This is a genomic window from Collinsella intestinalis DSM 13280 (assembly GCF_000156175.1).
Lineage (GTDB): Bacteria > Actinomycetota > Coriobacteriia > Coriobacteriales > Coriobacteriaceae > Collinsella > Collinsella intestinalis.
Genome location: NZ_GG692710.1, coordinates 139,808 through 162,476, shown reverse-complemented (window position 1 = coordinate 162,476; position 22,669 = coordinate 139,808). Strand labels below are relative to the sequence as shown.

The window sequence follows — 22,669 nt, the reverse complement described above, 5'->3', positions numbered from 1 at the left end:
GTTTAGGGACAGTCCCTAAACTGAGGTTTTCCAGCCACACGCACCTCAGCTCGATAAGAAAGCACGTCATGGCACGCAAGCAATACCCCCTTCGCATAGACCCCGCCATATGGGAGGCCGTCCAACGCTGGGCGGACGATGAGATGCGCAGCGCCAACGGCCAGGTAGAGTGGATCTTGCGCGACGCCCTCAAGCGCGCGGGAAGGCTGCCAAAGAAGGAGAAGCCACGCAATGAATCCGAGGGGCAGGTAGACAGCCTGTAGTCGCAACCCGCCAATCGATGTACCCCCCCCCTCCGAAAGCACGTCGCTTTCGAGGGGGATTTTTACGTCTCTGAACGATAATGGACGCACCCGAGGCAGACGCGGACGAGGAGACCAACATGACCGCGAACATCCTGGTCGTCGAAGACGACGCCGACATCAACGAGATCATCTCCACCCAGCTCTCGCGAAATGGGCACACCTGCACGCAGGCGTTCTCCGGGACCGAAGCGCTCATGCGTCTCGACCCCAATGGCGGCCCGCTCCCCTACGACCTCGTCATATGCGACCTCATGCTCCCCGGGGCCACGGGCGAGCAAATCATCGACAGCGTGCGGGGAATCGATTCCGCGCTGCCCGTGATCGTCATATCGGCGAGGACCTCGACCGCCGACCGCGTTGAGCTGCTCAAGCTCGGTGCAGACGACTACCTCACCAAGCCATTCGACCTTGATGAGCTCGCAGCACGCGTCGAGGTACAGCTCCGGCATAGGTCGAAGCAACGCGGACCACGCACGAATAAGAGCAGAACGCCGCACGAGAAAGCCAGCGGCACGCTCGTCTTTCGCGACTGGATGCTCGAACCCTCCTCACGCACCTTCTTGGTAGCGGGCTCCCCACTTCAACTCACCCGCATCGAGTTCAACCTCCTCGAGGCCATGATGCGCCAGCCCAGGCGCGCCTTCTCGAAGCAGGATCTCTTTGAGGCGGCCTGGGGTGAACCCTATGCCGGCGACGACAGCACGGTCACGGTCCATATATCCAACATCCGAGCCAAGCTCAAGCCGTCGGGCACCGACGCGTACATAAAAACCGTCTGGGGCATCGGCTTCAGGCTCGACGAAGATAAACGCTAACCCACCAAGCCGAACTTTACCCTTTCTTTAGGGTTGCTTCGGACTTTATCAAGAGATGGACCGCATCCTTGTAATCAAGTTGATGCTGAACTGCAAGGAGGCACCATGAACATCATCGAAACCCATGCGCTCTCGCGCGTCTACGGCAAGAGGCGCGCCGTCGACAGCCTCGACATGTGCGTCGCTGCCGGCGAAATATACGGATTCGTGGGCAAGAACGGCGCAGGCAAGTCGACCGCAATGAAGATGATCGCAGGGCTCGTGCGCCCGACCTCGGGCTCCGTAGAACTCTTCGGTGCGCAGCGACGAGCGCGCGAGGGGTTCTCCCGCGTCGGCGCACTCATCGAGGACCCCGGCATCCTGCCGACGTTCTCCGCACTCGAGAACCTCATGTGCAAGGCGCTCGCCCTCGGCGTCGTCCGCCCCAATGCGCACTGTCGCGAACTACTGGAGCTTGTCGGCCTTGCCGACACGGGAAGCCTGCGCGTCAAGAAATTCTCCCTGGGCATGAAGCAGCGCCTGGGACTCGCGCTCGCGCTCGTGGGCGGACCGGACCTGCTCCTGCTCGACGAGCCATTCAACGGGCTGGACCCCGAATCGACGAGGGCCATGCGCGGCGCCCTTGTACGTCTCAACCGGGAACGGGGCGTGACCATGGTTATCTCAAGCCACGTCCTCGACCAACTCGACCGCATGGCGACGAGTTTCGGTGTGATCAGGTCGGGCCGCATGGTGCGCGAGCTCTCTATGGACGACCTGCATCGGGAGTGCGGTAACTCCATCCGCATTAGGACGAATGACCCCGCACGAACGCTCGCGATACTGGAGGAAGCGCTGCCGGGAACGGCACTGCGCGCGGAGCCGGACGGGTCGATTCTCGCGAGCGCAGCCGTACGCCACGCCGCCACGAGCTTCGGGGGCGCCGCTGTCGCCCCCATGGCGCCCTCCGCGGAGGACGTGGCAAGGGCCCTCAGTGAGCATGGCCTGCTTATCCTCGAGCTCAGCCACGTCGAACGCGACATCGAGGAGTACTTCGTCGAGCTGATGGGCGGGGCGGATGCTTAGTCCAGCGCCCCTCCCGAGTGCCTTTGCGCCGTCCGTGTTCATGCTCGCATGGCCGCCGACACTCGGCCGGCTCGCACCAGCCATCAACCTCCTCATCGATATCGCGCTCGTCGCGTTCCTCGTCTACATCCTCGTCGCCGCCCGGAAAGGCAGGTAAACCATGTTGAATCTCCTTCGCTCGGATCTCTATCGCTGCACACGCTTCCGCGGGTTACGCGGACCCCTGTGGCAGTATCTCTCCGTCGTCCTCGGCGTCGCGATCCTCGAGGTCGGGCTCAACGCCCTCATCATCTCTCAGGGACTCGGTGAGCTCGAAGCGATCAGCGTGCACGAATCCCTCGCCACGCCCTCAGTGTTTTTGGGCTGGTCCATGTTCGGCTCCGTCTCCGTCGTGGGCTTGGCGAGCGCCTACGGCATGGTCGAGTGGATATTCGCCGATCTGAATGACGGCTATGTCAAATCGCTCGTCTCCTCGCTCGCCGGGCGCCTGTCATATTTCACGGAGAAGGTCGTGTTCTCGGGCATTTGGGCGGCCATGATGCTCATCGCGGGCATCGTGTGCCACCTCGTCTGCATGCAGCTGCTCCTCGCCCTTCCCCTGGGCCTCTCCTTCACCTCGTTCGACGGGGCGGCCGAGCTCGCGCTGTGGCTCCTCGGAGGCTGGCTCGCCGTGTGGGCGCTCACGGTGATCCCGCTTTCCGTCGTCCTGCTCTTCCGCAAGAAGCTGCCCGCCTACACCCTCACGTTCATCCTGATCATGGGCGTCGTCCCCGTCGCGCTCATGTTCGCGGCCAATATGGGGGCGCAAGCCGCTCCCGTGTTTGAGCCGCTGTTCTCCGCCCTCAACGGCATCGCGAACTGGATGCCGAGCATGGTCATCGCCGCCTTCAAGCTCGGCGCGGGAGCCATGTTCGATCCAGCGCAGACCTTGCCGCTCATCGGCGCCGTCCCAACGTGGCTGTGGGGTGCACTGGCGGGCCTCATGTGGACCGCCATCGGCGGCGGCGCGTTTCTCCTCACCGCAAGCAAGCGAGACGTGTGATCCGCGGGCGCTCGATGAGCCGCCGCTCAGGCCCGCCCTCGAGTCCGCACCGAGACGGCGACGAAACCCGACTATCCTATCTTTAAGCTCCCCGCCGCCCACCTGCTCGTCAGGGGGCGGCACGACATCAAGGAGGCACCGTGTCCCCAGGCGCACTCGCCGTACTCATGCTCGTCATCGGCGTTCTCGCGGGCGCGCTCATCACGACTGCGGCATATGCACCCGAGCTCCGCCGAATATCGCGGCTACTCGACGCGCGTCGGGACGGCAGAGCGTCCGCCAACGCGCGCATAACCATGGGCGCGCACGCCCCAGGGGTCGCCGAACTCGCCGAAGCGATCAACCGGGAGCTCGATTGCGCCATGCGCTCGCATATAGACGGCATGAGAGCCCAGCGGGACTTCCAACGCGACCTCTCCGCGCTCTCGCACGACATACGGACCCCGCTCACCGGGGCAAAGGGCTACCTGCAGCTCGCCGCAGACGAGGCGGACCCCGCGCTCAAACGGCGGCGCATCGACGCCGCGGTCGAGCGCATCAACCGGACCTCCGAGCTCCTTGACGCGCTCTTCTCCTACACCAAGGCGAGCGACCCCGACCTCGTTCTCAATGCCGAGCCCATCGACGTGCGCGAAATCGTCGAGCAATGCCTGCTCGGCCACTATCCGGATTTCGAACGGCTCGGATGGGAGCCGGTCGTAACGGGGACCGGAGCTCCGCGCATCACGGAGGCCGACCGGCAGGCGATGGGGCGCATCGTGGAGAACCTCGTCGCGAACGCGCTGAGGCATGGCAGCGGCGCACCCGAGCTCCGCATCGCGACGGCGCCCGAACAGACCATCCTCTCCATCTCGAACCCTATCGACCGTCCCGATGAGCTGGATGTGGAGCATCTCTTCGATCGGTTCTACAGGGCAGACTCCGCACGGCGCGGCGGGGGATCGGGACTCGGCCTGGCGACGTCCGCGAAGCTGGCCGAGACCATGGGGATGTCCCTCGAGGCGAAGGTGGATCGCGGCCGCCTCACCATCGAGCTCCGAAGCCACTAAAGCCGATGAACAATGTGAACTGTAAAACCCGCAGTTCAGAAGCGTGTATAAAGCCTTTTGGCAGCGCGATCTGACCCCTCGGGGACGCGGTATAAAGACCTTTGATGGTACGATTTGCCCGTCAATGCCATGGTGACTTTCGACAAGGGTCACCCCGATCCGCAAGGAGCAAGCGCATGGAGCTGGGCTCTCACATCAAGGAACATCGCACGGAGCTCGGACTGTCCCAGGACGACCTGGCGGAGCGCATCTACGTGTCGCGCCAGACCATCAGCAACTGGGAGTGCGGCCGCACGTATCCTGACGTCCAGAGCCTACTCTTGCTTTCCAACGTGTTCGGGGTGACCGTGGACTCCCTCATCAAAGGAGATGTGGAAACCATGGCACAGGTAATGAACGAAGCGGTCAAGAAGTACAACGCCCTTTCCACGATCACGGTCGTGAGCGCGGTCGTGTTCCTGGGGCTGAGCGCATGGGCGGCGTTCCAGTTCGAATGGGGCTGGGGCGCCCACATCGCGCCCACCGCGGCGTTCGCCGCCGTGGCGCTCGTCGTGATGCTCGTTGCGTTCGTGTATATGGAGCGCATGAAGAAGCAGCACGACCTCGTCACGTACCGCGAGGTGCTGGCGTTCAGCCGCGGCGAGCAGGTCGAGCGCGACACGCTCGAGGGACACCGCGAGCGCGAGATGAACCCCTGGGTCAAGGGCGCGCGCAGCGGCGTGCAGATCATCCTCGGCGCGATCGCCGGCGGCATGGTTGGCGTCGGCATCGGCATGCTCGCCAAGATGTTGAGCTAGGTAGATCTGCAGACCGGATGGCCTTTCGCCGGCACGATCGCCCCCATTCCCGCCCCTCGTGGCAGAATGGGGGCGATTCTCGTTGAGGAGGCCCCATGAACGCAACCGCGCGCGCATCGCTCATCGCCGCAGCCGCCATCGCCGCCGCATGCTGGGCGGTCCCCGCCCTCCTGGTCGGCGCCGTCCCGCCCGATGCGGGGATGTTCGCCATGATGGCGCTCCCCTACGCCCTTCTACCAATCACCGCGGTCGCCCTCGGCCTGCTCGCTGCGGGCTCCGCGCGAACGCTCTTTTGGGTGCCTGCGGCGCTCGGGGCCGCCTTCGCCCTCCTATTTCCCCTCGCGGTCGAGGGCAGCCAGGACGTCGCGTTCTACGGCATCTTCTATACCGCCATTGGATACGTCGCCATGGGGCTGCACGTCAGCATGGCCAAGCGATGTCGCCCACCACGTTGAACCAGATGTCCATAACCAGATGTCCATAAAGGGCCGTACGGGCCCGGCGCTTTCGGTGCGCCTACCGGATCTTCGGTGCGCCTACCGAATCTTCGGTGCGCCTGTGAACCATTTTCCATGCAACATATGGTTCACAGGTGCACCGAACTTTTCAAAGCGCCCCGAAGTTGAAAGCGGATACTCGTCGGTCGCCCAACGCCCCAATCACACCATGACCCATGAATTTCCCAGTTCACAAGCATGTACAACAGATTTTGCAGAGACCGGCGGTCCTTGCCGCGTAAGATGTACAACAGATTCGATAGCGCCCGCGGCGTGTTCGCGAGACGCTCCTTCACGACCGGGAGGTGACGATGGACATCAGCAACCAGATCAAGACGCGGCGTGAGGCGATGGGCCTCTCGCAAGAGCAACTTGCCGAGAAACTCTATGTATCGCGTCAGACGATCAGCAACTGGGAGCGGGACAAGACGTATCCGGACGTCCAGAGCCTGCTCATGCTGAGTGTCCTGTTCGACACCTCCATAGACACGCTCGTGAAGGGAGACGTGACCGTTATGGAAGAGGCTGTCGAGAGAGACCGCAAGTACTCGGGAACGCGGATGCTGCGACTGGCCGTGCTGATGCTCGCGCTGCTCGTATTGCCTTTTGCCCTAATATTCTCACCTGCGTTTGACTGGATGCGGGGGTATTGGGGCGTGGAGATCGCCGCCATAGTAACGCTCATCCCCGCAATAGGCGCCCTTGTTTTGAGTAACACCATAGAGAACATCAAGCAGGAGAACGACTTGGCTACCTATAAGGAGATCCTCGCCTTCATGAACGGCGAGGCGGAGATCGAGCGCGATCCTCGGGCCCTCCCCCGCCGCGGCTGGGCAGCGAAGCATCGTCATGCCTACAACGCGCTGACAATTCTCGCCGGCGGCATCATCGGCGCGGCAATCGGCTACATCATTTGGGGGTTGCTGAACTAACCAGCCTGCCGGCGGGCCAGGCATCCGTCGATTGCCTATGGCTTCTCCGAAATTACCTATGGGCTCTTGCGGTATCCCCGCGACTCCCCCGAAATGCCTATGGGCCCCTTGCAATTGTCTATGCTGTTCAGCCAATTCAAGGGGCCCAAACGGAAGGAAGTCATAGGCAATCTTTCGGATATCGATGCCGGACCTCGATTAGCGCTTGCCCTCACAATGAGGCTCAGCGTCGTCATCTTCAATCACGATCAAGGCGATTCCACTGCCAAGGCTGCCAACGACCCAAGGAAGCCAGAACAAGCCGGAGACACCCTCGGAGGCGCCCATGGCGGACGCGGCGAAAAGCCATACCAGCGCCACCATCGTGGCGACGAGCATGATCACCATGCAGGCCTTCCCCTTGCGGTCGGCGGCGCCTCGACGCCTGGGGTTGTTAGCGCGCAGATAGGCCTCGCGGCTCCGCTGGTCGAGCTGCGCCAGCTCGTCATCGCTCAGCGCAACGGTCTCGAGCCACTCCTTGTTGTAGTCCGCAAGGTCCGTGCGCCCCCAGAGCATGCCCCAATGGACGATCATCCCGACCCCGAACGCGACCAGCACCATCATCAGCGAATTGCCGTATACCTGCACGTTGGACTCAACCTCGAACAAACCTGCCACGGCAACCCCGAGCAGAATCACCGCAATGCCGGCCACGATTGCGATCGAGGCGCGGCGCCGAGCAGTCGCCTTCTCCTCCGCCGTATAGAAATCAGCGACGTAGGGGTGCGCCTTGGCGAATGCGGCGTGGTCCATGCCCGCAGGAATGGTAAACGCGAGGCCGGCGGCAACGAACGCGAACGTCGCGAAAAGGACGATGCCGTCCGAGTGCATGACCTCGTCGGTGAAGATGGCGGCCGCCGCACCGAGGATAAAGAGCACGACGCCGATCGCGATTTTGCGCGCGAAGGTGACCATGTGCTCGTCGTAACCACATACATCCGTAGCTGGACCGGCGGGAATAGCACAGACACCGGCGGAGGAACGTGCGCGTGCAGGTCCCGCAGGTTCACCAAGAGATGCATCCCGCGGTGCGACGGTCAACGGACCAGCGGACATATCGCCAACGGCGCCCTCCGTGGCCACACGCACCGGCGAGTAGCCGCCAAGATCATCCCGAGAGGGGACGCCGTGGCGGGATACATCACCCTGCACCAAATCGTCCAGCGAGCATTCGAAGATCTGGCACATCTTGATGAGCTTGTCCATCTCCGGGTAGGACTTCTCTGCCTCCCACTTGGTAACGGATTGGCGGGACACCCCGAGCAGCATGGCGAGCTGCTCCTGGGTCATGCGGCGCTCGGCGCGCAGGTATTGCAGATTGGTGCGGAAGCTCATGATGGGTCCTCTCGTTGGCTGGAGCGAGAGTCCGAACGGCGCAATCCAACTCAATGCAGCGCCCGAACTCGACATCCAGCGTTTGGCGTTTTTCCTGCCGGCGACTTACACACTACGGTTGCCGCACGGCGAGAACCACCAACTTGGGGCTTCATTTTACGCAACTTGAAGGCACCCTGCGGTTGCAAACCGCAGGTAGATTGACCAGACGTCAAATGAGGGTTCCCATGGCGAAGTTCACCGCAATGCTGCTCGCAGCTGCCGTGCTCGTTCTATCGATCACGCTACTTGTTCTTGCCGTTTTCTAACGGCCGAGGGGTGAGACTCGCCATATAAGGGAACAGCCGCCTGGCAGGAGCGGCTGTTCGTGCGGGTTTCACCCCACTGCTTCAACTCCAGGAGGGCGTACGCCTCCCTAGTCGCCACCAGTATACCCGCTTTCCGGCGCCCCTGCACGCCTCCGCGGGCTCCTGGGGCGGTGCCGGGCTTCGCGAGCCCGGCACCGTTTTTACAACGCCGCCGTCAAGACGGGTCAATCGATTTAAATAACGAAGAACCTAGCCCTGGTTTCGAAAACCGCGTACGAGAGCAACCAGATTCAAACCGAACGTCAACACGATGAGCGCGACTGCGCAGGCGACGTAAACATCAATGGTGTCGTACCACGCAGAAGCATTGTCCACGTGAGCGAAATGCTGCAGCTGCATCAACACTCCCAAAAGCGACAACGCTGCAGCAAGCCCACTGGCCCCTATGAGCGCCGGCATCGCTTTCGAACGTGCAGCAACAGCCGCTGCAAGTGCAAGAACGACAGCCACCACGCCCGGAAGAAGCTGGGTTGCAACCAAGACAAAACCAGATCCCCAATCAAAAACGCTCATGGCAGCTCCCTTCTCAATTAGGGTCTTTACCAGCTTGTACCCCCCTGCGAAATCAAACAATCTTCGCGTACGCTACAACCCGTTGCTTGCGGCAACGGACCATCTGCAGGCAGCATTGCGGTAACGTAGAAGTCAGGCGAGAGAAAGGATTCGCCATGTTGAACGAGAACATCCAGGCCCTCAGGAAATAGAAGGGCCTCTCGCAAGAGGAGCTCGCGCTCAAGCTGAACGTGGTAAGGCAGACGGTATCCAAATGGGAGCGCGGGCTCTCGGTGCCCGACGCTGAGATGCTCGTCGCCATCGGAGAGGTGCTCGGCAACCCGGTGAGCACGCTGCCGAGCGAGACCGTTCCCACATCCGTGCCGGGGGGCCTACAGGCGCTCTCCGAAAAACTTGAGGTGCTGAACGACCAGTTCGCACGAGCGCAGGAATCCAAACGACGTGTGCTGCACGCCCTTTGCATCGCGATCGCCGTCGCCACGACACTCGCCCTTATCGCACTGGCGTCGATCGGCGGCTCGTATCTCGAGTGGGATTTCTCCAATCCGGAATACGCGGTGGCGGGAACGATGCTCCATAGATTCGAGTGGATCTTCGCTCGAATGGCACCAATCATACTGGCGGGGTCGATCACGGGCGCAGTTGCGTCCCGCAAATAAGGCCCTTCATAGCTTTCGCGATCAATTTACCATGGGCACCGCCTCGCAATGGGCAGCACATTGAACAATGACCACACGAAAAAGAGGTTTTTCGTATTGTTTTTCCGTTCCGCCAAGTACAGAAGCGCAGTAAGGCACAAAAGCGCAGGAAAAATGAGGTGATTAACTTCTTGTACTTGACGATTTCCAAAATCAGTACGAAAAACCTCAAGATCATGAATCCGATTAATGAAATCATGCATTTATAAAACTTTACGGTGGGCTTTGACATGGAAAAACCGGATGCGATGCGAATCAGCGCAGAACCGACCACGCCCGCAACAAAACGTTGCTCGACCATCAAGGTGCGTCGCGGGATAATCGCAGGCAAGCGGCGGGATCAAACCCCGCCGCCCACGCCCCGATCAAAGGAAACCCGCCATGATTCTGCTTAAAGACGCCCTGGCCCAAACCCGACGCGAACGCGGCCTCACCCAAGAAGAACTCGCCGCGCGCCTCTTCATCACGCGCCAGGCAGTCAGCCGCTGGGAGACCGGCGCGACCGAGCCCGGCATCGACATGATCAAACTCATTGCGCGCGAGCTCGACGTCCCCGTGACGCGCCTGCTCGACATGCCCGAGCACTACTGCCAGAGCTGCGGCATGATGTTCACCGAACCCGGCCAGCGCGGACACGAGGCGGATGGAACCGAGACCGACGAGTTCTGCCGCTGGTGCTACGACAAGGGCGCGTATACCTACGAGACCACCATGGAAGAGATGATCGAGGACTGCGCACCGCGCATGGCTCAGAACATGGACTGGTCCGTGGACGAGTGCGCGTCGCTTCTGGGCGCCATCCTGCCGACACTCCGCAGGTGGAGGAAGAGCGCCCGACCGAACGAGTAACGGCTATTTGCCGCGGTGCTTGCGGCGTTTCCTTTCACACCGGCCTTCCCAGCGCGAACGCGCTTCATCCTGACGCCGCACTGCTCGCTCGCTTCGCGATTCATCCTTGACGCGCTCCCGCTCGCGGGCGAGCGCAAGTTGCGAAACAGTCGATGGCCCGCGCTGGTGCATCGCCTTGGCCGCCTCGCGCGCACGACGCTTGGGGTTGCCGGGCAGCCGTCCGACACGTGGCCCAACAGGCTCCGCCTCCGCACTCAGGCGCAGGCTCGACCAGCGCTCAAGCACCCACGTATAGACCTCTTCATTCGACGGCTCGGCGCCAAACACCACGCGCTCGACCTTCAACATATCATTTTCGACATGCTCAACCACGCCCACCCAAAACTGACCGTCGTGATAGACCGTCAGGGTCGATGAGACCTCACTCTTTCGCATAGCCGCGACCTCCTTCTATGTAGGGCTACGCGAAGAAGGGACAACCAAGGAGGCAGGTTACTGGCAGGCGAGCACCCACGGCCCGACTACCCGACGGGCACTGTGTTTTTATCTTCGATGGATATCAGTATAGCACCACGTCTTGCCGTATCATCAAACGCCTCCGTCCAAGCTTCTGAGCATATCAGAGATGCTCCGAGCCATCTCATCCGATGCCCCACGAATAATTCCGAGCCAGCGAGAAGGGCTATCCACACCGACCGATGCATCGCCGATTGACAAATCGCCGGACACGTCAGAAGAAATCGCCGCCTCCGCTTCGAGCACGTCGCAGGCGCTCGTGATCGCCATTAAAGGGGTTTTAAGCTCGTGGGAGGCAGAAAGGACGAACTTCCTTTCGCGCTCGCGAGCCTCCCTAACCGGTCGCAGCGACCGCGTTGTCGCGAAAGCCGCCACCGCCGTTGCACACAGCACGATGACAGCTCCGGAGGAGATACATCGGAGGATGAGTGAGGCAACGTATTCGCCATGGGGCGTCACGTCGAGAAACGTGTAAACGCGTCTCCCAGTTGGGGCGGCCTCAACCGCCGCAACGTTTCCGTTCGAAACCGTCACGGCACCATCCTGGGCACCGAGAGGCTGCCAAAGACCGATCCACCTGCGCCCATCAAAAGAGAAAGGTTGGCTCCCAACCTCATCGCGAAGACGCACAAGCTGTGTTGCGCCGCTTTCGGAGAGGCGATCGACGGCTGCCGCTCCCCCGCATTCCACCGCAAGCATCTTGTCCGACTCGTCCACAGCGACCCGGCACCATGAAATGTCGGCGCCGGCAACAATCAAACCTGACGTCCCATGAGCCTCAATACCCGCACCGGTCCGCTCGACGTCAAACGGCTGGTTTGAGAACTCCTCGAGCATATGCCTACGCATCGTCATATCCGCATTGATAAGCGGCACCGCGATCAGCGTCATGCATGCTGCGGTGCACAGAGCGACGAGGACGGCGGAAACCACGACGATGCGTCGGCGGAACACCGCGAGGTCCCTAGACATCTTCATGCTTGGCCTCCAACACGTAACCGATTCCACGAATGGCGCGAATTGAAACCGGGGCCCCGAGGACGACGATCTTGGAACGAAGCAGCGAGACCTGTGTCTCGATCCTGCCGGCGCTCCACTCGCCCGCAGCGCCCCACGCAGCCGTCACGATTCGCTCCCTATGCACAGGAGTCCCCGCATGGCGCATCAACGCTTCGAGCACCAGGCCCTCCTTGGGCGCAAGAACGCAAGATCCCTCACCATATGTCAACTCGCGGGAATCGGGTGCATAGAGCATGCCGAGCGCCTCAATCACTGTGGACGAATCCGTGATGCCACGACGCCTCAAAACGGCGCGCAGCCGCGCCAGAAGCTCCTCGACATGGAAGGGCTTGGCAAGATAGTCATCCGCGCCAAGGTCCAGGCCGCACACGCGATCGCGCACGTCACCGCGGGCCGTGAGCAGGATGACGGGTGTGGCGTCACCACGTGCGCGCAACTCCGATAGAACGGAGAGGCCATCCTTGCCGGGCAGCATGATATCGAGTACCACGGCATCTACAGGAGCCACGGCAAGACGCGCGAGCGCCGCCTCGCCATCCGGCAACGCCTCCACTTCCCACCCGGCGAACTCGAGCGCCCGGGAAAGCGGCTCCCGAATGAGCCGGGCATCCTCTACCAGCAAAAGCCTCATATAAGCCCCCCTACAAGAGCGGCGCGAACCACCTTGGCCCGCGCCGCCGCAACAGTCCGTCGCGCCTATTCCGCAACGTCAGTGAATACCCGCACATCGGGCACGGGCACCACCTCGGTGCCGTCCTCGACCCAGCGAACAACATCGAACTCCACGCCCCCATCGGAACGCGGCGTCGCCTCGCCCAAGCCGATCACGATTCCGAGGGCCCCAGGCGTCTCTTCATCGGCAACGGCAGACGCGGGCGAGAGCATCCCGAGAGCCGCAAACACCGCCACGGCCAAACCCGCAGCAGCCAGTACCAGCTTGCCCATATTCTTCATCTTCACCCTCCAAACATACAGCGTCCATGACGCACGATCAGGATTGGAGATCTCCATGGCCTCATGGTAGAGGGCAAAGCTTTAGGATTGCTTTACATCTGGAAATAGGGAATGCAATTTTTGGCGGCGCCAGCGAACAATCGTGCCATGAATAGAACAGATGTTCGTATTTTATGGTATACTGGACTTAGCGACATGGGCGGTGCCCTCCGAGTCCTTGCAGGGGGTTAGGAGGGTTCCCATGGCGAAGTTCACTGCGTTGCTGCTCGCAGCTTCCGTGCTCGTTCTATCGATCGCGCTACTCGTTCTTGCCGTTTTCTAACGGCCGAGGGGTGAAACTCGTCATTTAAGGGAACAGCCGCCCTGGCAGGAGCGGCTGTTCGTGCGGGTTTTACCCCACCAACTCTGTTCCAGGAGGGCGTACGCCTCCCAAGTCGTTACCAGTATACCCGCTTTACGGCGCCCCCGCACGCCACCCGCGGGTTTCTGGGCGGCGCCAGGCTTCGCGAGCCTGGCGCCGTTTTCTAATGATCGGACCCCAGCGTTGCGACAAAACAACTCGGCGCAGCCCCGCCCCGCAAAGAAAGCACGCCTCAAACTGCTCGCTACAGCTTGCGGCATCCAAAACGAAGCGGGTCTCGCCTCGTTGCAATTAGCATCGATGTCACCTACCGTTGAGGAACCTGCATCCGGGCACTCGACACGGCGATCCCAAGGGGGGCGCAATGAACAGGAAATCGGCTCTCATCGCGATAGCGGGCGCTTTCGCCGCTCTTGGCATCCTGGCGGCGCTCATCGGCCCCTCCTGCGGAAACGTGAAATCGGTCGAGCGCATCGCGCGGGCGACCGATCTTTACAGCAAAGGCGACATAGACGATGCGTTCAATGCCGTCGAATCGGAATTCGCCTCAGGTTTCAAGGGATGCACGCTTGATGAGCTTCGCTACGACGACGAGGTTGAGTCCAAATTTCTGGACGAAATGCTCGCGCATGGGCAAAAAGGCAAAGGGGACCTTATCGTCGTGCTGTCCGAATTCACGACCGACTGGCGGGCAGCCGACGGGGGCTTCTCGCCGAACGACAGATACGAAGACTGGCAATGGATTCTCACCAGGCCTTCGCAAGACGCCCCATGGAAAATTGTCGACTGGGGCTATTGATGACGCTGCGGTGATGCACCACGCGACCCTCGCCCCGTGCAAACCGGCGCACGCTTGCTAGATCGCATCCGTGTTCAGGCCGTCAAAGCCAAATTCCCCCCGGTCGGAGTCGTAGACGAACAGCGCCTCGATACCCAGGTAGTCATCTTTCTCCCCCGACATGGATTCCTCGGAGCAGCGGCCCAGAAAATGGAGGTAGATCTGGGCCATGACTTCACCGCCCTCGCGCCGCACATCGACAGACGCCAGGTACCACTCCCCCGTCATCTCCTTCACGCAAGGGAAGACGTCCTCGTCCATCCAGTCGTCCGCGTCCAGGTACTCCGCGCACTCCTCAATGGCCGTCTCGATCAAGTCCTTTCGGTGGTCGAGATAAAGCCTTTCCAAATCATCGGATTCGAAATTCATCTCGGGTTGCAGCCTCCGACCGTACGTCACGTATTCGTTTCGCGGGTTCGGATGCGGCATGGCTATTTCCCTGAATGCAACCGGCTTCTCCATGACCCATCGCCCTCCTCTGCGGCCGACTCCATTCTTCCGAATCTAGCACAGAAAAGGCCCCGCCCTCGTTATCCAGTCGGACGGCGAGATGGGCGGCGAGGACCTCAGCCGGCCTTCACGGCGTAGGTCGCCCAGAAGGTCGGAATGTTCAGGTCGTGCAGACGACCCTCGCCATAGGTGTCCTCGTAGCAGTCGACCAGCTGGAAACCAGCCTGGAGCTGGCCTCGAATCTGCTCCTCGAGCGTATGCGAGAACTGGATGCCGTCCTCCACGAGGTCGAGCGCCGCCATGTGATCGGGATTCTTCAATGGGTCGAACGGCAGGCTGCACACCACCCGCTCCTCAGCGTCGTCGAACGCGTACCCGAAGCCGTTATCTAGGCCCGCCAGCAGGCGCCCGCCGGGCTTCAGGATGCGATGGCACTCGCGCCAGAGCGGCTTGACCTCTTCTATGTAGCAGTTCGAGACGGGATGGAAGATGAGGTCGAACTCCCCGTCCGCAAAGGGAAGCGGCTTTGACATGTCGCCTCGAACGATCTCGATCTCGTAGCCCTCGCGCTCGGCGACCATCCGCTCGGATTCCAGCTGGCTGGGCGTGTAATCGAACACGGTGCACCGTGCCCCGAGAGCGGCGAAGATGGGCATCTGCTGACCTCCGCCGCAGGCGAGCCCCAGTACGCGCAGACCGGACAGGTCGCTCGGATACCATGCGGGCGGAACGGGCTTGGTGGGGGTCAGCAGCATGCGCCACTCGCCCTGCCGGGCATCGAGATATTCCTCATGGCTCAAGGGCGTGCCCCACTCCCAGCCCTGTGCGTTCCATCCATCGATGGCGCGCGCGTTCACATCGGCGTAGTTTTCTGTGGTTATGTCCGTCACAGGCAGGTCCTTTCGATTCGGGACGTGATATCGATTATGCTACGTCGACGTCCTCCATGCGCAACAGGCCAAAACGCACGAGCAGCGTCTCGCACACGCGCAACCCGCAGCGGGCGCAGGCCATCTCCCCCGTCATCGGCAGGCCCTCCGAGCCGGGCCCCCGCGGAGCTCCGCGCAGACGGCCCCCACCAACCGGGAGAGCGCATCGCCATCATCCGAATCGACGAGCCGCATCGGCCTCGCGCCCTCGTAGGGGACGGCGGTCGCGCCCAGCGCCGATGCGGACGCGGGGGTCTCCTTGATGAGCAAACGGTCGTCGTAGACGCCGCCGAACAACGTGCCCTCCGAGTAGAGGAGGTACTCCCCCATCATCTTCCTCGTGGTCAAGCCCTCGACACCCGAGAGAAGGTCGAGGACATATTCGAGATAGCCTTGCGAAGACGCCATGACAGCCCCCTTTGCTTCAAATCCGGTCAGCCCCGCTCGACGATCGCGCCGTAGCCCGTGTGCGGCAGGTACTCCACAGCAAGCCTGAAGACGGCGTATTCCATCACCCGCTCACCTCCAGCCCTGACAGAACCTCGGCGCGGAGGCGCTCCATGCGGGGCGTGAGCGGCTCAAGTGTAGGATCGCCCGCCAGGCGCGCAGCCTGGTCGGCAGACCCGTGCAGTAGCTCGTACTCGGCGAGATAGAGCTGCCAGTTCGCACGCTGTTGATGGCAATCGGCCAGGGCCATGCGCTCGCGCATGCGCGCGGCGTCAGCGGCGTCCCGCTCGGCGGGCGGGCGCACCAGTACGGCGTAATCGGCGACCTGCAGGTCGGCGGAAGCACGGTTGCGCGAGCCCTCCCTGAAGTTCTTCCGGAACGTCGAGAGCCTCGCCAGCGCATCGCGCGCGCCCTCGAGGTCGCCCACATCGATCCGGCTCAAAAACTCGATCTGCAAGGCTCGGAACCACCTGACGTTGTCCTTGCGCTTGAAGGTGACGGACTCGAGGCGGCGCAGGGCGCCGGCGCTGTCGAGCTCAAGGTAGTCGCAGTACGCGAGCTCGATGGCGATGGTGTTCGCGGAGCGGCCGAAGCGGTCGCGGGCGGAAAGCACATCGAGCACCGCGCGATAGCGGGCAGGGTCGCAATCCTGGGAGACGACCTCTCCGAGCTTGAGGAACAGTGTGCCCATGCGCACGCGCGCGATGAGCACGATGGCGAGCAGGAGGACAAAGCAGACGAGGTAGAGCGCGAAGTGGCCCTCCTCGACAAACCAGATCATCGCAACGAGGTTGGCGAGAATCAGCGCGATGGACTGCGCCTTGATCGCGCGCACCCGCTTGACATACGTGGCAACGGTCTCCTGCGCATCCAAACCCCAGTAGGAGGAGCGCCCGTCACCCGACGGCGAGACGTTGTCGATGCGGTTGGGCTCCGGCGCCGGAGCGGGCGGAGTCGGAAGATTGCTCATGGCGGTCATCTCCTCGCTATGGGTTTAGGGGATTGTACCCCCTCCGGGATTGCAGGCCACCGCACCGGTGTTCCAGGTCGCAAGACGAACGCGGCCGCCACCTTCAATTGCCGGGCGGGCGGCTCACCTCACAGCTTCAAATGATCGAACCCCGGATACCCGCGCCGCAGGGCCTTCTTGAACTGCCGCTTAAGGCAGCCCGCCTGCAGATACCACGCCGCATACAGGGCAAGGCCCTCGACGACGAGCATCGCGATGAGGACGGGCACGGAGCTCCTGGTCATCACCAACATGGCATCGAAGGCGGCGAAGAGGGCGAGCACGCCGCTCGTCGCCCTCGTCCGCTCCTCGATTTGGCGCCTCAACTTGCAACGCACGCCCTCGATCTCCATCTCGGAATACGCGGAGGATTCCAAACCCCTCCTGATTTCATCATCAAGCGTGGCCTTATACAGCGAGAAGAGCATGTGAGCCCCTTTCCAAAACGGTCAGTCGACGAACCAGAGCCAGATGAAGAACACGAGGTACGGGACGCTCGCCAGGTACAGGGCGCCCGCGGCGACCGCGAACCCGGGCCGAACGCTGGCCCCTCCCCTCGCGCGGCGGACCTCCCGCACCGTGAGGGCGACTGCGATCGCCAATCCGCCGACGGCCAGCGCGGCCATGCCGAGCGAGAGCGCCGCCAACCCCATCGCGGCGGCCATGACCGGGGCCATGAGTAGGGCGCACCCGCAGCCCCCGGGGCTGTACAGGCGCGCGGACGAGCGGACCGGACGACGGCACCGTTGACACGCGACGAGAGTCGGCCCCGCGGGACAGCTGCTTTTGAGCGTCGACCGGGCGTGAGGGGACTCCGCCACAGGAGCCGTTCTCTCAGTCGCGCGCGCCATTGCCGCCCCCTACTCGATCGGGTCGCCCGCGGTGGCAGGACCGTCCACGTCGCGCGCGCCCACGAGGGTGCGGGTCTTGGGGTACCAGCGAACCTCGGCCATGGGCTCGTCGAGGACAAGCGCGACCTCGGGCCAGTCGGCCGCGTTCACGCTGAGGCGCGCGTCCACCCGGTGGTTCGCCACCGACTCCCCGTCCCTGTAGAGCGAGACCTCGAACGTGGTAGGCGACAGCGCCGCCCCGCGGCCGCGCGGCTTGTTGATCTCGGCCTCGTAGAAGGCGAAGCGCTCCTGCCGCCATCCCCCGTTGAGGTCGTCAAGCATCTCGCTGCAGGAGAACGCGCCGCCGGCGATCGAGATGACGGCGAACACGCCGCAGAACGCCACGATCGCGGCGGACCCGGTGTGCTTGTAAGAGATGGGGTCCTTCTTGCGATGGCGGCGATACACAAAAGGAATCGCGCCGAAAGCGACCATGAGGACAAGGCCGAACGCGCCCGTGCTGTCCGCAGAGGAGAGCGCGCCCATGGCGAGGAAGAACGGCACCACGTAGCAGAAAAAGCCGAGCAAGATGCCCTTGAGCTCACGGGCGAGGACGGCAGGGTCGATACGCCTGCGGTGCATGCGCTGCAGGTAGACCATGGGCGTGAAGCACAGCATGGAGATGCCGAAGAGGATGAACCCGACACCGACCGACGCACGGTTGTACAGCGCCGCCGCCCCGACGCTCGTGGCGAAGCGGCCGTAGACGAGCACGCCGAACGCGGTGAAGAGGAAGACGCAGCCGATGATGGCGACGGCGCCCTGCTTGCGGTCCCTCGCGGTGGTGAAACGTCTCATGCTTCCTCGCTCACGTCAATGCGGCCCAGTCCGTCCCCGGGCCGACGATTCAGTCGAATCTAGCACAGGGTAAACCAACCCATGGCGGAGGTTCGGTAAAGGGCGCGGAGGGGTCGGCCTGCGCGAGAGGGCGTCAATCGGCGGGATACATCGCAACCGGGTCGGCAGGGGCCCCATGAGCGGTGAAGTGAGGCACGGACCCACTCCATTCGAGTTCATACGTCCCGTTGCCCATGGGACTGTAACCGTCATCTGCGCTGTAGCTCGCGATCTTCCTGCCGACGCCGAACCCGTCTGGCACCAGATACACGTCCCCGTAACCCGCCAGGAGCACGTTTCGCTCCACCACCACGACCCGGTCGCCCGCCGGGCTCGCCGGATCGGCGATATGCGGCGCCGCTAAAAGGCACTCGAAGCCGGCGACCAGGATGGATATGGGCAGGGCGAGAGCCGCCGTGCCGTTCACGAGCCATCGGACCACCCTATTGCGAACGGGACGGACGGGCGCCGCACTCCCATCGCTGGGAGCCGCCCTCCGAGCCCTGGCGATCATCCAACTCGCAAGCGCCAAACCGATCGAAACGGCGGCAATCACCAAAACCAACAGATATCCCGCAGGGGCAAGCACCAACGGACCGACGAGCACCACGGCGCCCGCCGCATCGCGCGCGTGAAGCGCGCAAAGCAGAAGGGACGCCCATGCCAAAGCCCTGCACGCAATCGCCAGCCGACGGGAAAGCCGGTCGCGCGGCGTGGCCGCAGATTCATTCATATCCGCTCCTCTCCGCGCAGGCGAAACGGAATCGAGGCAAATGCTCAAGCCAATTATGCCAACTTTCCGGCGCGCTCACGTATTGTTGATAGAGGGAGATATCGCAAACCGGTCCCTCGCACATCGAAACCACCCGAGAAAGCGAGGTGAGGACATGGGAGCTTGGATTGCATCGGCCGCGCGAAGGGCAGGCGAAACGCTCGAACGGCCGCCGAAGACGGCAGGCGAGCCGACGAGTCGCCCGATCGAAGCGGAGGCGAACCGACTCGTGGCGACATATGCCGACACGATACTCCGTGTGAGCTACACCTATCTGCACAGCACGCAGGATGCCGAGGACATCTGCCAAGAGGTCCTTCTTAAGGCCCTCGGCCGCACGAAGAGCTTCGAATCGCCCGAGCACGAGCGCGCCTGGATCATCCGCGTCGCCATCAACGCCGCGAAAGACCTCCTGAGGTGCCAGATCGGACGCGACACCCTGGCGCTCGACGAGATCGTCGAGCCTGCCGCGCCGCGACGAGCCACGGAACACGAGCTCGAGGCCCGCGCGGAGGGCGTCCTGGAACGCGTCATGGCCCTACCCCTGGAATACCGCGAGGCGATCTACCTCCACTACTACGAGGGCTATTCCATCAAGCAGATCGCTGCCATCGTCCACGCATCCGAATCGGCCGTGGCAACGCGACTCAGCCGCGGCCGGTCCAAACTTCGCCCCGCCCTGGAAGGAGTTCGACATGAGCTCGACCTTTGATTCCTCCTCCTATCGATCCGACCTCGACCAGCTCTCCTTTTCCGACGAGCAGAAAGCGCGCATGACGGCGCGACTCATCGAAGCGGCGAACGCGGACCCCATTGGGATCCCCACCGCGCACGAGACCGCGCCGAGCGCCTCGGCCGAGGGCACCGGCAAAGCCGCTCCCGCCGAGGTCCTGGAGCTCCCCGTCGCCCGCGCCGATCAGCCCTTCCGCATCGCGACGGGTCGTCGGCAGGCCCACCCCTTTGCTCGCCGTCCCAAGGTGCGCCGCATCGCCGCGGCGCTCGGCATCGCCGCACTGCTCACGGTTGGCGGCGGCACCGCGTACGCCACGGGGACGCTCGCCCGCGCGGCGGACTCCCTCGCCGCGGTCTTCGGCGCGGGGCCCGCGCAAACCGAGCTCATCGACCGCATCGGCCGGCCGATCGGCGCGAGCTGCACGAGCAACGGCATCACTATCACAGCCGACGCCATCATCGGCATGCGCCACGCCTACGCGGTGGTCTACACCATCGAGAAGGACGACGGGACGGCGTTCGATGAGATCGCGATGAACGAGAACGGGCACTACAACCTCTTCCTCGAGGGAGGCGGCAACATCAACGCGCTGACCGCGCTGCGCCTCGGCGTGCAAGGCGGCCACGGCGGCGCCTACACCTTCGACGCCGACCCCTCGGACAACGCCATCCAGCTCGTGGAGATGATGAGCCTCACCGGCACCGACGCCTCGCTCGTGGGCGAGACGCTGCACTTCAACGCAAGCAAGCTCCTCTACATGCCCACGAGCGCAGATGGACAGAGGGACTTGCCGGTTGAGACCATCGCCACCGGCGACTGGAACATGTCGTTCAAGATCGACTACGACGACTTGTCTGTCGACCTGCCCGAGGGACAGAGCTTCACCGTGAACGGCCACAACGCTGTCGTGGATGAGCTCGCGATATCCCCACTCGGCGCGTCCATCACCTACATGGTCGACGCCGTGGACGGGACCTCCGAGCCCACCGGACTCGAGACCAATTCCGAGAGCCGTGCCGGCTACGGCAACTTCAGCGTGACCTTCACCGACGGCACCACCGAGGAAATCGGCAGCGGCTACGGGTCCTGGCGGGAGGGCGACAAAACCGTCGTTCAGAAGACCCGCCTTTTCGACCAGATCCGCGATGTCGATGACATAGCAAGCATCACCGTCGGCGATCTGACGGTCCCCATCCAGTAGAGACGGCACCCTTCGACCGGAAATGCCTAACATTACGAAGACGGCGGGCGCCCATTTTGGGCGCCCGCCATTTCCCATTCCGAACCACGCGGGACTATTCATCGAAACACCCGGACTTTGACATCACCTTTGCCCGCGTAGCCAGCCTCCACGTCTAGGTCAGTTTGGCTTCTTGAGCTTTTTCGTATTCAAATCGGAAAACGCCAAGTAGTCTCGATATTGGCCACACCGTCACCTGCACTTTTGCCGCACGAGATATCCGCTGTACTTCGCGAGTTCAAAAATGGATACGAAAAAGCTCAACTAAAGGCAATGCACAAGTGATTTGGCAGCTCGAGTCATCTCGAGGCGGTAAGGTGAACTTGGAAAAGGACAAACATGTTCGACTCCAACGAAGGGAGCGCAGATGATTCTCTCGGAACAGATCAAGCTTGGACGCAAAGAACTCGGGATGTCGCAAGCCGATCTCGCCGACGCCATCTGGGTGTCAAGAAACACCGTCAGCAACTGGGAACGGGGCGATACCACGCCTGACATTCAAAGCCTCGTGCTGATGGGCGCGCTCTTCGGGCTCTCTCTCGACGAGATGGTGAAGGGCGACGAGCAGGTGATGGCCCAGGCGCTCGAACGCGACAAGAATCACCTCCTCATTGCAGGAGAGACGTTCAACCCTGGAAATCGGCAAGCCGCCGACTGGAACCATACATCCACGCTGGGCCTCTTCGAACTTCGCTCGACGGGCGGGCCCGCACACGGCAGATTCGAGGATGCCGATGTCACCGATTCACACGGGCTTGCGTATCGCCTGGTGCGCATCGCGACGCTATTCAGCAGAAGCCTTTACCACATCTTGGATGAACATGGGTACAAAGTTGGCTCTATCACACGCAGACACGCTCTCCAGCACCCCGTCTTCCAAGTACGCATGGAGGGATTCGACCGAATCCAACTCCGTCGCGAGACCCGCATCGACAACGGCTACAAAGACGTCATACGGTTCGACGGCGGCGGCGTCGGCGTGGAAGGCAACCTCATGGGGGACGAGTTCTCGATAGCACGAAACAACAGCGCAATCGCCCGCATCAACGCACGTCGGGCCCTCAACCGGACCGCATATGGCATCGAAATCGTGGACGATGCTTCGGCTCCCCTCGCACTCGGCGTGACGTTCGCGATCTTGATGCTCCGCGACTACGACCGCGTGTGGGTGCGCGGCGCGGGCAAAGCTTCTATCTGAACCTTTGAATGGCCGGGGCTTTGCGAATTGCGGTACATTTCCCGGCCATGCGTCCATTTCAACCCAGCTACATCATCTTTCCCTGGCAATGCCCGCGCACAAGCGCGGGCATTACTCTCACGTAAAAATACGCGCTCGATTCAACCATTAGGCAGTTGACGCCTTATACTA

Annotated in this window: 28 protein-coding genes and 1 pseudogene; 15 read left to right on the top strand and 14 right to left on the bottom strand. The window is 62.5% G+C overall.

Annotated elements, in window-relative coordinates:
* Positions 1-68 precede the first annotated feature (68 nt).
* The 9 genes from COLINT_RS00700 (at position 69) to COLINT_RS00665 (ending at position 6,502) form a co-directional block, all read left to right on the top strand.
* A complete protein-coding gene (locus tag COLINT_RS00700) occupies positions 69-263 on the top strand; it encodes a type II toxin-antitoxin system antitoxin (RefSeq protein ID WP_006722365.1) in 195 nt (64 codons plus the stop codon).
* 119 nt (positions 264-382) lie between these two features.
* Entirely contained in the window at positions 383-1,120 is a 738-nt protein-coding gene (locus COLINT_RS00695; RefSeq protein WP_039910452.1) for a response regulator transcription factor, read from the top strand.
* Positions 1,121-1,225: 105 nt separating this feature from the next.
* Positions 1,226-2,185, top strand: a complete 960-nt coding sequence (locus COLINT_RS00690) for an ABC transporter ATP-binding protein (protein WP_006722363.1) — start codon at positions 1,226-1,228, stop codon at positions 2,183-2,185.
* Between the two features lie 34 nt (positions 2,186-2,219).
* The gene (locus COLINT_RS08805) at positions 2,220-2,342 is read left to right on the top strand and encodes a hypothetical protein (RefSeq protein WP_267878529.1); all 123 of its coding nucleotides are present in this window, start codon (positions 2,220-2,222) and stop codon (positions 2,340-2,342) included.
* Positions 2,343-2,345: 3 nt separating this feature from the next.
* The gene (locus COLINT_RS00685; RefSeq protein WP_006722361.1) at positions 2,346-3,227 is read left to right on the top strand and encodes a hypothetical protein; all 882 of its coding nucleotides are present in this window, start codon (positions 2,346-2,348) and stop codon (positions 3,225-3,227) included.
* A 140-nt stretch (positions 3,228-3,367) separates the two neighbouring features.
* Positions 3,368-4,276 carry a sensor histidine kinase gene (locus COLINT_RS00680; RefSeq protein WP_233418300.1) on the top strand — a complete coding sequence of 303 codons (909 nt, stop codon included), beginning with the start codon at positions 3,368-3,370 and terminating at the stop codon, positions 4,274-4,276.
* Positions 4,277-4,452: 176 nt separating this feature from the next.
* Positions 4,453-5,073, top strand: coding sequence for a helix-turn-helix domain-containing protein (locus COLINT_RS00675; protein WP_006722359.1), 621 nt, complete (start codon positions 4,453-4,455; stop codon positions 5,071-5,073).
* Positions 5,074-5,168: 95 nt separating this feature from the next.
* Positions 5,169-5,528, top strand: coding sequence for a hypothetical protein (locus COLINT_RS00670; RefSeq protein ID WP_006722358.1), 360 nt, complete (start codon positions 5,169-5,171; stop codon positions 5,526-5,528).
* A gap of 353 nt (positions 5,529-5,881) precedes the next feature.
* Positions 5,882-6,502 (top strand): helix-turn-helix domain-containing protein, encoded by a 621-nt coding sequence (locus COLINT_RS00665; RefSeq protein WP_006722357.1) that lies wholly within the window; start codon positions 5,882-5,884, stop codon positions 6,500-6,502.
* A gap of 198 nt (positions 6,503-6,700) precedes the next feature.
* Here COLINT_RS00665 and COLINT_RS08745 read toward each other — a convergent pair whose 3' ends face one another.
* Both COLINT_RS08745 and COLINT_RS00655 read right to left on the bottom strand, forming a co-directional pair.
* On the bottom strand, positions 6,701-7,876 hold the full coding sequence (locus tag COLINT_RS08745; protein WP_006722356.1) for a helix-turn-helix transcriptional regulator: 1,176 nt from the start codon (positions 7,874-7,876) through the stop codon (positions 6,701-6,703).
* Between the two features lie 557 nt (positions 7,877-8,433).
* Positions 8,434-8,757 (bottom strand): hypothetical protein, encoded by a 324-nt coding sequence (locus COLINT_RS00655; protein WP_039910199.1) that lies wholly within the window; start codon positions 8,755-8,757, stop codon positions 8,434-8,436.
* Positions 8,758-8,960: 203 nt separating this feature from the next.
* On the opposite strand from COLINT_RS00655, the pseudogene COLINT_RS00650 reads away from it, so the two are divergent.
* Together COLINT_RS00650 and COLINT_RS00645 are read left to right on the top strand one after the other, a co-directional pair.
* A pseudogene (locus COLINT_RS00650) lies at positions 8,961-9,416 on the top strand (helix-turn-helix domain-containing protein); the annotation flags it as partial.
* 420 nt (positions 9,417-9,836) lie between these two features.
* Positions 9,837-10,304 (top strand): zinc ribbon domain-containing protein, encoded by a 468-nt coding sequence (locus COLINT_RS00645; protein WP_006722350.1) that lies wholly within the window; start codon positions 9,837-9,839, stop codon positions 10,302-10,304.
* A 3-nt stretch (positions 10,305-10,307) separates the two neighbouring features.
* Here the strand turns inward: COLINT_RS00645 and COLINT_RS00640 are convergent, their stop codons facing one another.
* The 4 genes from COLINT_RS00640 to COLINT_RS00625 form a co-directional block, all read right to left on the bottom strand.
* Positions 10,308-10,739, bottom strand: coding sequence for a YjdF family protein (locus COLINT_RS00640; RefSeq protein ID WP_006722349.1), 432 nt, complete (start codon positions 10,737-10,739; stop codon positions 10,308-10,310).
* A gap of 153 nt (positions 10,740-10,892) precedes the next feature.
* Entirely contained in the window at positions 10,893-11,798 is a 906-nt protein-coding gene (locus COLINT_RS00635; RefSeq protein ID WP_006722348.1) for a histidine kinase dimerization/phospho-acceptor domain-containing protein, read from the bottom strand.
* Positions 11,785-12,471, bottom strand: a complete 687-nt coding sequence (locus COLINT_RS00630; RefSeq protein WP_006722347.1) for a response regulator transcription factor — start codon at positions 12,469-12,471, stop codon at positions 11,785-11,787. The genes COLINT_RS00635 and COLINT_RS00630 overlap by 14 nt, the downstream gene beginning before the upstream one ends.
* Before the next feature lie 65 nt (positions 12,472-12,536).
* The gene (locus tag COLINT_RS00625; RefSeq protein ID WP_039910198.1) at positions 12,537-12,794 is read right to left on the bottom strand and encodes a hypothetical protein; all 258 of its coding nucleotides are present in this window, start codon (positions 12,792-12,794) and stop codon (positions 12,537-12,539) included.
* 725 nt (positions 12,795-13,519) lie between these two features.
* On the opposite strand from COLINT_RS00625, the gene COLINT_RS00620 reads away from it, so the two are divergent.
* Entirely contained in the window at positions 13,520-13,954 is a 435-nt protein-coding gene (locus tag COLINT_RS00620) for a hypothetical protein (RefSeq protein WP_006722343.1), read from the top strand.
* Between the two features lie 57 nt (positions 13,955-14,011).
* On the opposite strand, the gene COLINT_RS00615 is transcribed toward COLINT_RS00620, so the two are convergent.
* From COLINT_RS00615 to COLINT_RS00580, 8 genes are all read right to left on the bottom strand, one after another.
* On the bottom strand, positions 14,012-14,362 hold the full coding sequence (locus tag COLINT_RS00615; RefSeq protein ID WP_211203974.1) for a hypothetical protein: 351 nt from the start codon (positions 14,360-14,362) through the stop codon (positions 14,012-14,014).
* A 197-nt stretch (positions 14,363-14,559) separates the two neighbouring features.
* Positions 14,560-15,333: a class I SAM-dependent methyltransferase gene (locus COLINT_RS00610; protein ID WP_006722341.1), complete on the bottom strand. Its 774-nt coding sequence runs from the start codon at positions 15,331-15,333 to the stop codon at positions 14,560-14,562.
* A gap of 132 nt (positions 15,334-15,465) precedes the next feature.
* Positions 15,466-15,780, bottom strand: a complete 315-nt coding sequence (locus tag COLINT_RS00605) for a TfoX/Sxy family protein (RefSeq protein ID WP_006722340.1) — start codon at positions 15,778-15,780, stop codon at positions 15,466-15,468.
* Between the two features lie 103 nt (positions 15,781-15,883).
* Entirely contained in the window at positions 15,884-16,789 is a 906-nt protein-coding gene (locus COLINT_RS00600) for a hypothetical protein (RefSeq protein WP_233418298.1), read from the bottom strand.
* 128 nt (positions 16,790-16,917) lie between these two features.
* Positions 16,918-17,256: a hypothetical protein gene (locus tag COLINT_RS00595; protein WP_006722338.1), complete on the bottom strand. Its 339-nt coding sequence runs from the start codon at positions 17,254-17,256 to the stop codon at positions 16,918-16,920.
* Between the two features lie 21 nt (positions 17,257-17,277).
* On the bottom strand, positions 17,278-17,649 hold the full coding sequence (locus tag COLINT_RS08690) for a hypothetical protein (protein WP_211203973.1): 372 nt from the start codon (positions 17,647-17,649) through the stop codon (positions 17,278-17,280).
* A gap of 39 nt (positions 17,650-17,688) precedes the next feature.
* Positions 17,689-18,516 carry a hypothetical protein gene (locus tag COLINT_RS00585; RefSeq protein WP_006722336.1) on the bottom strand — a complete coding sequence of 276 codons (828 nt, stop codon included), beginning with the start codon at positions 18,514-18,516 and terminating at the stop codon, positions 17,689-17,691.
* Positions 18,517-18,649: 133 nt separating this feature from the next.
* Entirely contained in the window at positions 18,650-19,288 is a 639-nt protein-coding gene (locus COLINT_RS00580) for a hypothetical protein (RefSeq protein ID WP_006722335.1), read from the bottom strand.
* Between the two features lie 268 nt (positions 19,289-19,556).
* On the opposite strand from COLINT_RS00580, the gene COLINT_RS00575 reads away from it, so the two are divergent.
* The 3 genes from COLINT_RS00575 to COLINT_RS00565 all read left to right on the top strand — a co-directional run bounded on the left by COLINT_RS00575 (position 19,557) and on the right by COLINT_RS00565 (position 22,498).
* Positions 19,557-20,039, top strand: a complete 483-nt coding sequence (locus COLINT_RS00575) for an RNA polymerase sigma factor (RefSeq protein ID WP_233418297.1) — start codon at positions 19,557-19,559, stop codon at positions 20,037-20,039.
* The gene (locus COLINT_RS00570; RefSeq protein ID WP_006722333.1) at positions 20,023-21,261 is read left to right on the top strand and encodes a DUF4179 domain-containing protein; all 1,239 of its coding nucleotides are present in this window, start codon (positions 20,023-20,025) and stop codon (positions 21,259-21,261) included. The genes COLINT_RS00575 and COLINT_RS00570 overlap by 17 nt, the downstream gene beginning before the upstream one ends.
* A 406-nt stretch (positions 21,262-21,667) precedes the next feature.
* Positions 21,668-22,498 carry a helix-turn-helix domain-containing protein gene (locus COLINT_RS00565; RefSeq protein ID WP_006722332.1) on the top strand — a complete coding sequence of 277 codons (831 nt, stop codon included), beginning with the start codon at positions 21,668-21,670 and terminating at the stop codon, positions 22,496-22,498.
* The last annotated feature ends 171 nt before the right edge of the window (positions 22,499-22,669 follow it).